Annotated in this window: 6 protein-coding genes and 1 pseudogene; 1 reads left to right on the top strand and 6 read right to left on the bottom strand. The window is 69.8% G+C overall.

Annotated elements, in window-relative coordinates; translation table 11 throughout:
* From ACPYOG_RS17840 to ACPYOG_RS17830, 3 genes are all read right to left on the bottom strand, one after another.
* Window positions 1–1,587, bottom strand: a 1,587-nt coding sequence (locus tag ACPYOG_RS17840) for a sensor histidine kinase (protein ID WP_481295495.1), incomplete at its 3' end; no start/stop codon positions are given.
* A 4-nt stretch (window positions 1,588–1,591) separates the two neighbouring features.
* Window positions 1,592–2,275: a response regulator transcription factor gene (locus ACPYOG_RS17835; RefSeq protein ID WP_481295494.1), complete on the bottom strand. Its 684-nt coding sequence runs from the start codon at window positions 2,273–2,275 to the stop codon at window positions 1,592–1,594.
* A 4-nt stretch (window positions 2,276–2,279) separates the two neighbouring features.
* Window positions 2,280–2,630 (bottom strand): response regulator, encoded by a 351-nt coding sequence (locus ACPYOG_RS17830; RefSeq protein WP_244527856.1) that lies wholly within the window; start codon window positions 2,628–2,630, stop codon window positions 2,280–2,282.
* A gap of 187 nt (window positions 2,631–2,817) precedes the next feature.
* On the opposite strand from ACPYOG_RS17830, the gene ACPYOG_RS17825 reads away from it, so the two are divergent.
* Window positions 2,818–3,858 (top strand): type III PLP-dependent enzyme domain-containing protein, encoded by a 1,041-nt coding sequence (locus ACPYOG_RS17825; RefSeq protein WP_481295493.1) that lies wholly within the window; start codon window positions 2,818–2,820, stop codon window positions 3,856–3,858.
* A gap of 132 nt (window positions 3,859–3,990) precedes the next feature.
* Here ACPYOG_RS17825 and ACPYOG_RS17820 read toward each other — a convergent pair whose 3' ends face one another.
* The 3 genes and pseudogenes from ACPYOG_RS17820 to ACPYOG_RS17810 all read right to left on the bottom strand — a co-directional run.
* Window positions 3,991–5,805 carry an ABC transporter ATP-binding protein gene (locus tag ACPYOG_RS17820; RefSeq protein WP_481295492.1) on the bottom strand — a complete coding sequence of 605 codons (1,815 nt, stop codon included), beginning with the start codon at window positions 5,803–5,805 and terminating at the stop codon, window positions 3,991–3,993.
* Complete coding sequence (locus ACPYOG_RS17815; protein WP_481295491.1) at window positions 5,802–7,643, bottom strand: ABC transporter ATP-binding protein; 1,842 nt, start codon at window positions 7,641–7,643, stop codon at window positions 5,802–5,804. Before ACPYOG_RS17815 ends, ACPYOG_RS17820 begins: the two co-directional genes overlap by 4 nt.
* Before the next feature lie 429 nt (window positions 7,644–8,072).
* Window positions 8,073–8,433 (bottom strand): annotated as a pseudogene (locus tag ACPYOG_RS17810) (dimethylargininase); the annotation flags it as partial.

The following is an 8,433-nucleotide window of genomic DNA, read 5'->3' as shown; positions in this document are numbered from 1 at the left end:
GTAGTAGATGGTCTCCTCGACGACCTCGGGCAGGCGCTCCCCGATGTCGATGTGGACCTCGACGGGCAGGTGGCTGCGCATCCCGAGCTCCTCGATCGCCGAGCGGAGGTCGCCGTCGGTCAGCACCGTCGGGTGGATGCCGCGAGCCAGTTCGCGGAGCTCCCGCAGCGCGTCGCCGAGCTGGCCCGCTGCGCGCTGCAGGTCCACGGCGAGCTCCTCGTCTCCGTGCGCCTCGGCTTTGGCCGTCGCGATGCGGAGGCTGATCGCCAGGGAGACGAGCTGCTGCTGACTGCCGTCGTGCAGGTCGCGCTCCAGCCGGCGCCTGGCCAGATAGCCCTCCTCGACGATGCGCAGACGCGACTCGCGCAACTCGTGGATGGTGCGCTCCAGCCGCTCCCGCAGCCGGTCGTTGTCGACCGAGAGCAGCAGGGCGGAGGAGACGGCGTCGAGCAGCCGGTCGTCCTGAGTGAGGGCGACGTCGTGCTCGATGAGCGCGATCGGTCCCTGATCCGAGTCGATCGCGAGGGTGGAGCGGCCGGGCCGCTGGGTGAGCCCCGCCTCCGGTGCCGGCTCTCCGTCGCTCGTCTGGTAGCGCTGCAGCGGCTCGTCCCACCAGAACACACGCAGGGAGGGATCGTGGAGGGTGCGGGCCAGGCTCGACTCCCACAGCCCGCGATCCACCTTGTCGCGCGCGACGATGACGAGGTCGGCCACGCGCGAACGCAGCCCCCTCGCGTACAGCACTCCGCCGACGAAAGCGGGCGGGATGAGCGCGATCGCGACCGGAGGGACGAACTGGAGCCAGCCACCGTCCCAGTGCAGGGCGAAGCTCAGCGACTCCTGGACCGTGCCGAAGCACCACAGCAGGATGGCCAGCGGCATGACGAAGGCCACGCGCCGTGCCGGAAGCGAGCTGGTGAACCACCGGGCGATGAGCCGGGCGGCGACCGTCAGCATCAGGGCCAGGCCGACGAACCGCCACGCCAGCCCGAGCCAGAAATCGGCGGTGTCGCTCGGCAGCACCGCATACGGGTTCGAGGCGCATCCGCACACGGCGGACTCCGGCGACGCGAAAAGCAGGATGCCGCCCAACCGCACCACGAAGGCGCCCGACACCACGAGCACGATGATCCGGTCGAAGCGGCGGGCCAGCCTCCCCGTCGGATAGCAGAGCACGAGAAGCCCGACCAGCACGGCCCACAGGTCGGTGACTCCTTCGATCCACGGCCAGACCCATCCCCACGGCCGCACCATCGGGTACCAGGCGCCCGCAGACCAGAACAGCGCGGCGCCGACCATCACCCAGCCGGGGACGGGGCTGCGCACGATGCGCCAGGCGACCACCGCGCACACGAGGTAGTCGACGGCCACGGCGACGAAGACGATCGCCCAGCCGATTCCCGACGGCCGGGGGCCGTAGTCGTCCGTTACCGCGCTGAGCACTTGCGCCAGGACGTTGGAGGCGAGCGCGACGGTGAGTGCCAGCGCGCGGAGCCCGAGACGCCCCGCATCCGGTCGTCGAAGCTCCGCCTCCCGCTCGAAGGGCACAGGAGTGGAGCGCGCGGGCACCGGGCGCGCCAGATCCATGAGCTCAGACGTCCCGGCCGAGGAAGCGGAGGACGGCGAGCACCCGGCGGTGCCCTTCGGCCGAGTCCTCCACCCCCAGCTTCGCCATGATGTGCCCGATGTGCGACTCCACCGTGCGGAGGCTGAGGTGCAGCTCAGTGGCGATGCCCGCGTTCGACTTGCCCTCGGCCATCAGCCGCAGGACGTCACGCTCACGAGCGGACAGCGCCTCGACGGCCGCCTCGGACGATCGCGCGGAGACGAGGAACTGGACGACCTCCGGATCGACGACGGACCCCCCGCGGGCGACCGTCCGGACGGCCGTCACCAGTGTGTCGGCGTCGGCGACGCGATCCTTCAGCAGGTAACCGGTTCCGCTTCCCGCACTCATGGCGCGGATGGCGTACGACGCCGTCGTGTACATCGAGAGGAGCAGGACGCCGGCCGTCGAACCGCCGGCGCGGAGACGCTCCAGCGCACGCAGCCCCTCGTCGGTGTGCGTTGGCGGCATCTTGATGTCGAGGACGATCGCATCGATCCCGTCCTCCTCCGCGACCGCGGCGAGGAGCTCCTCTGCGGTGTCGACGGACACGACGACCTGCATGCCGCCCGCACGCAGGATCTGCCCGATCCCTTCGCGCAGAAGCACTGCGTCGTCGGCGACGGCCACCCGGAGCGCGCGAGAACCCTCTGTCTGTCCCCCGCTCACGCGCTTACCTTAGCAGGGTGCGGATCGCCTCACCGGTCAACTCGTCTTTATTGATGAACCCCTCCGCGCCGCTGTCGGCCACGCGTCTGCCGTAGTCCTGGGCCGAACGGCTGGAAGTGAGCACGACAGCCGCCCCGGTCGCCCGCATCTCGGGCACGATGTCGAAGCCGCTCGCGTCGGGCAGGCCGACATCGAGCAGGACGACGTCCGGGGTGAGCCGACGGCTCAATTCGACCCCCCGGGCGGCGGTGTCGCAGTCCCCGACGACCGTGAAGCAGTGCAGCCGGAGCAGTTCGGCGGCCTGTTCGCGGAACCGCTCGTGGTCGTCGACGATCACCACGCGGAGGGACAACATGGCTCCATGATGACCGCACGGGTCCCGGTGTTCATCCGTGCCTCCACGTAAACGGAATGAGGTGGACCCCCGGATGCGGGCCAGGCGCAGGCAGGGACAGGATGTGAGACAACCTCACCGACCCGAACGGTGAGGTTCCTCCGCCCGATCGGCGGCCGACGACCTACCCAGAAGAAGGCGATCCCCCGTGACCCGAGCCGCGGACCCGACCGGCGCTCCGTCTGCTGCGGCGGGCGCAGTGGCAAGGGCCGCGACCACGGCGGACCGTCTCCCCTTCGTCGTCGGCGGCACGGTCGGCGCGCAGGAGCTGCCACTCGTCGTGATCGACCTGCTGCGGGCCGCCCGTCGGTTCCGGGCGCTGCGCGAGGCCTTCCCCTGGGTGGATGTGCGCTACGACGTGAGCGCCCTGGCGCACCCCGCACTGCTGGTGGCGATGGCGGCGGAAGGGGCGGGCTTCACGGTCACGCATCCGGCCGCCCTCCCTGCGCTGGCACGGGCGGAGGTCGATCTGCGACGGGTACTGCACGCATCTCCCGGCGCCCCGTGGAGGGAGCGCCGTTCCGCGTGGGAGGCCGGGGTCCGTACGTTCGTCGTGGATGACGCGCTCCAGCTCGACGCGTTCGTCGCCGCCCCTGCCGGGACCACCGTGCTGCTGCGAGTCGATCCGGACGCGGCGGTGTCGGTCGTTCAGCGAGCGCAGACGCTCGGCATCCACGTCGGCGGGCTGTCGCTGCGTATCCGTGACGATGCGTCTGCCGCTGAACTCGATACGGAGTTGCAGCGAGTCGTCCAGGCGAACGCCCGCATCGCTGCAGAGACGGGAAGGCGATTGGAGTCGCTCGACCTCGGAAGTGCCTTTCTCGGATCCGCGGCCGCCCGTCCCGCCACGTGGGCGGCGCTCGCGCGCAGTATCCGTTCTCTCGTCGCGCCGGCCACCTCGCGCACCACCGTTCTCGCGACCGTCGGGAGCGCGCTCGTCTCCGACTGCATCACCATGTCGACCGGCGGCGCCGAGCAGTACGCCGACCCGGAGTCGGCGAGCGCGCTGATCGACGCGGGCGCCGAGGTCCTCATCCTCCGTGAGAGCACGGCCGGTCGGCCGCTCCGGCGACTCCCCCTCTTCCGCGCGACGCCAGGCCGGGAGCCGCTTCCGCGGCCGGTGGAGACGGCCAGGCACCGCATCCTGCGGCCCGTTCGTGCGCGCTCGACCTGGTCACCGGCCGACTGATTCAACCCCTCACCGCCCGGCGACCGGCGGCGGGGACCACGGGATGGCTTCCCCGTGGTCCCCGCCGGTATTCGTCACGAATGTGCACTCCGGCTCGCGCCAGGGCGACATTCGTCACGAATGTCGCCGCGCCTACACCAGCGAGTCGCGCCACGCAGCGTGAAGCTGCGCGAAGCGTCCCGTCCCGGCGATCAGGTCGTCGGGCGTGCCGTCCTCGACGACGCGTCCGTGCTCCATCACGAGCACCCGGTCGGCGATTGCGACCGTCGACAGGCGGTGCGCGATGATCACGGCCGTGCGGTCCGAGAGCAGCGTCTGCAGCGCCTCCTGGACCAGGCGCTCGCTCGGGATGTCGAGCGAGCTCGTGGCCTCGTCCAGGATCAGCACGGCCGGGTCGGCCAGGAACGCCCGGGCGAACGAGATCAGCTGCCGCTGTCCGGCGGACACCCGGCCTCCCCGCTTGTTCACGTCCGTGTCGTACCCGTTGGGCAGGCCCTCGACGAACTCGTGCGCACCGACCGCCTTCGCCGCCCGGACGATCTCCTCCCGGGACGCGTCCGGCTTGCCGAGGGCGATGTTGTCCGCGACCGAGCCGCTGAACAGGTACGCCTCCTGTGTGACCATCACGATCGCGCGGCGGAGGTCCTTCGGGTGCAGATCGCGCAGATCCACGCCGTCCAGCGTCACCCGTCCCTCGCTCGGGTCGTAGAACCGCGAGATCAGCTTCGCCAGCGTGGACTTGCCCGCACCGGTCGATCCGACCAGCGCGACGGTCTGCCCGGCCGGGATGTCGAGCGTGAACTCGGGCAGGATGACCCGGTCCTTCTTGTAGGCGAAGGTCACGCCGTCGAAGCGCACGTGGCCCTCCGCCGACCACAGGTCGACCGGCTTCACGGGGTCCGGGACGCTCGGCTCCTCCTCGAGGACGCCCGAGATCTTCTCCAGCGCCGCCGCGGCCGACTGGTAGGAGTTGTAGAACATCGCCATCTCCTCCATCGGGTCGAAGAACCGCCGCGTGTACAGGAGCACCGCGAGCAGCACGCCGATCGGGAGCGCGCCGTCGGCGACGCGGAAGCCGCCGACGAGCAGCACGACACCGACTGTCACATTGCCGATCATCACGAGCCCGGGGTCGAAGATCCCGAACAGCTGGATGACGCGGGCGTTCACGTCCCGGTACTCCTCGACCAGGCCGCCGAACTCCTTCTCGTTGCGCTTCTCCTTGCGGAACGCCTTGACCGCGCGGATGCCGGTCATCGTCTCCACGAAGTGCACGATCACCTTCGCCGACGCCACCCGCGAGATGCGGAACAGCGCCTGCGACCGCTTCTGGAACCAGCGCGTCAGGAAGTACAGCGGCACCAGCGACCCGAGCAGCACCAGGCCGCTGACCCAGTCGATCGAGAACAGCGCGACCGCGATGAACAGCATGTACAGGAAGCCCTGCACGAGCTGGTTGATGCCGGAGTCGAGCAGTTCGCGGATCGAGTCGAGGTCGCTCGTCTGGCGGGAGATGATCCTGCCGGAGGTGTACGACTCGTGGAACTCCAGCGACAGCTTCTGCGTGTGCAGGAACACCCGCTTGCGCAGATCGAGCAGGATGGCCTGGCTGATCCGCGCGCTCAGGACGGTGTACCACGCGATCAAGGCAGCGCCGATGACCCCCGTGAACAGGTAGGCGACGCCGGCGGCCGCCAGCGGGAACCAGTCCTGCTTCAGCAGGGCCGGCAGACCGTTGTCGATGCCGAACGCGATGAGCGCCGGACCGGCCACCTGGGCGGCCGTGCTCACCACGACCACGATCGCCGTCAGCAGCAGCCGCATCCGCAGTGGATGCAGCAGCGAGCCCAGCAGGCGCAGCGAACGGCGCCGGACCTGCCGGCTCTCCTCTTTGCTGAGGTCGTTGCGCTCTTCGCCTTCGACGCCCAGCACTGTCGTCGTGCTCACAGGTTCACCTCCTCGAGGATCTCGTCGTTCTCCTCGTCCTCCAGGCTGGAGATGACGAAGCGGTAGTGCTCGCTGGTGGCGAGCAGCTCATGGTGGGTGCCGACCGCGGTCACCCGGCCGTCCTCAAGCAGGGCGACCCGGTCGGCGAGCATCACCGTGGAGGGGCGGTGCGCGACGATCAGCGCGGTGGTCGCCGCGAGCACCCGCCGCAGCGCCGCCTCGACGAGCGCCTCCGTGTCCACATCCAGTGCCGACAGCGGGTCGTCGAGCACCAGGATGCTCGGGTTGGCCGCGACCGCACGGGCCAGCGCGAGACGCTGCCGCTGTCCTCCGGACAGGCTGAGCCCCTCCTCGCCGACCTTCGTCTCGACACCCTCGGGGAGGTCGTAGACGAAGCCCGCCTGCGCCACATCGAGTGCCTCGGTGAGCACGAGCTCCGCTTCGGCGGAGTCCGGGTCGAGATCGTCGCGGCCGAGCAGGACGTTGTCGCGCACGGAGGCCGAGAACAACGTCGCGTCCTCGAACGCCATGGCGATCGCCTTGCGCAGGTCGTACCGGGTCAGGTCGCGCACATCCACGCCGTCCACCGTGATCGCACCGCCGGTGACGTCGTACAGCCGGGTGGTGAGCGCGGTCAGCGTCGACTTGCCGGAGCCGGTGAGACCGACCAGCGCCATGGTCTCCCCCGGGCGCACCGTCAGCCGGACTCCGTCGAGCAGGTCCGGGAAGCGTTCCGGCGAGTCCTGGTAGCGGAAGTGCACGTCGTCGAAGACGAGCTCGCCGCGCGGCTCGGCGATGCGCTTGGGGTCTGCGGGATCGGTGATCGCGTTGACCTCGTCCATCACATCGAAGAAGCGGTCGGCCGCCGTGCGGGTGTCGAAGGTCATCGACAGCAGGAAGCCGATGGACTCCACCGGGAAGCGCAGCACGGTCGCCGTGGCGAAGAACGCCACCAGCTCGCCGACGGACAGCTGGCCCTGCGTCGACAGCCACACGCCGACGACCAGGCAGATGCCGAACGCGACATCCGGGACCAGCAGCAGCCAGAGCCAGATTCCCGCGATGGCCTTCGCCTTGGCGATCTCCGTGCCGCGGAGCTGCTCGGCGCGCGACTCGAAGCTCTTCAGCGCGTGCTTGCCGCGACCGAACGCCTTCAGCACGCGGATGCCGTGCACGGACTCCTCGACAGCCGTCGCCAGGTCGCCCGCCTGATCCTGGCTGCGCCGTGCGATGACGGAGTACTTGTTCTCGAACACGAAGCCGTAGATCCAGAGCGGGATGGAGCACACCAGGAAGATGAGCCCGAGGACCCAGTTCCAGCTGATCAGGATGCCGAACCCGACCACGATCGTCACCACGTTGACGACGAGCAGCACGATGCCGAAGGAGAGCCAGCGGCGGATCAGACTGAGGTCGCTGACGGCGCGCGACAGCAGCTGTCCACTGGGCCAGCGGTCGTGGAAGGCGACCGGCAGATCCTGCAGTTGCGCGTACAGCGCGTTCCGCATCCGCGCCTCGACATGGGTGCCCGGGGTCAGCACGAACCAGCGGCGCAGCGAGATGAACACGGCCTCCGCCGCGCCCAGCCCGACCACGAGCAGGGCCGCGGGCCACACCGCTGCCGGGTCACCCGCCGAGAGCGGGCCGTCGACGAGCCAGCGCAGCACCTGCGGGATGCTCAGCGCGACCAGGCTGGCGAGCAGCGCTGCGACCATGCCGAGCACGATCCGCGGGGCGGCGGACTTGGCGAACGGCAGGATGCGCAGCAGCGTGCGTGCGGTGCTCTTCCGCTTGTTCGTCTGAGGGTGTGAGTTCTGAGGTGTCTGGACGACAGACATCGATGATCCGTTTTCTGTGAGTGTTCCGACGTTGCAGGGTCGGCGGCGAGCACGCGGAGGAGTCGCCGAAGGCACTGCCTGGAGCGGCAGAGCCCTGTGAGTGGATGCGTGGGGCGCGGCAGTCGGCGCACCCGGTGTCGCGCGGTGGAGCGGCGCGCAGAGGAGGCGGGAGCTACCGCCCGGACGGTCGGGCGGCGGCCACGTATGCGGCGACGAACCCGGGCACGGTGAGCTTTCGTGCGGTCTCGATCGTCGTCATGGCTTCCTCCCAGCCTCGATGAATACGTCCGTTGTGCTGCAACAAGGCAGCCCTACAGCTTATTGCCAGGTTGGCGAAATCCGCAAGAATTTTCTTCTGCGCCCCGGCGAACCGTGGATGCAGGGCTCAGGTACGACGGCGGCGTACGACGTCGAGCGGGTGCGGTGCGGTCAGCGGATCCGGACCGACAGGCAGGTGACGCAGCCCTCGAGCTTCTCGAACTCCGAGATGTCCACCTGGATGACGGTGTAGCCGAGGCTCTCGACCAGCGCCACCGACTGCGGGGCCGAGGACGACATCAGCACGGTGTCCTCCGCGAGCACGACGACGGCGGTGCCGTGCGCCTCGGGGACCGGCAGGAAGCGCTCGAAGATCCGGGGGTCGTCGACGATCGGCTCGTAGCCGATGACCGTGCCGTCCGGCAGGGCGGTGACGGCGGTCTTCAGGTGCAGGGCCTTCGTGACCGGCACCGCGACCACGTCGTAGCCGAGCGGCCCCGCCAGGGCGCGCAGCTGGCGCACGCCCTCCGCG

It is taken from the genome of Leifsonia sp. HAY1-4F (genome assembly GCF_056755275.1).
Note: the sequence above shows the minus strand (reverse complement) of the source record. Positions and strands in the feature narration are given on the sequence as shown.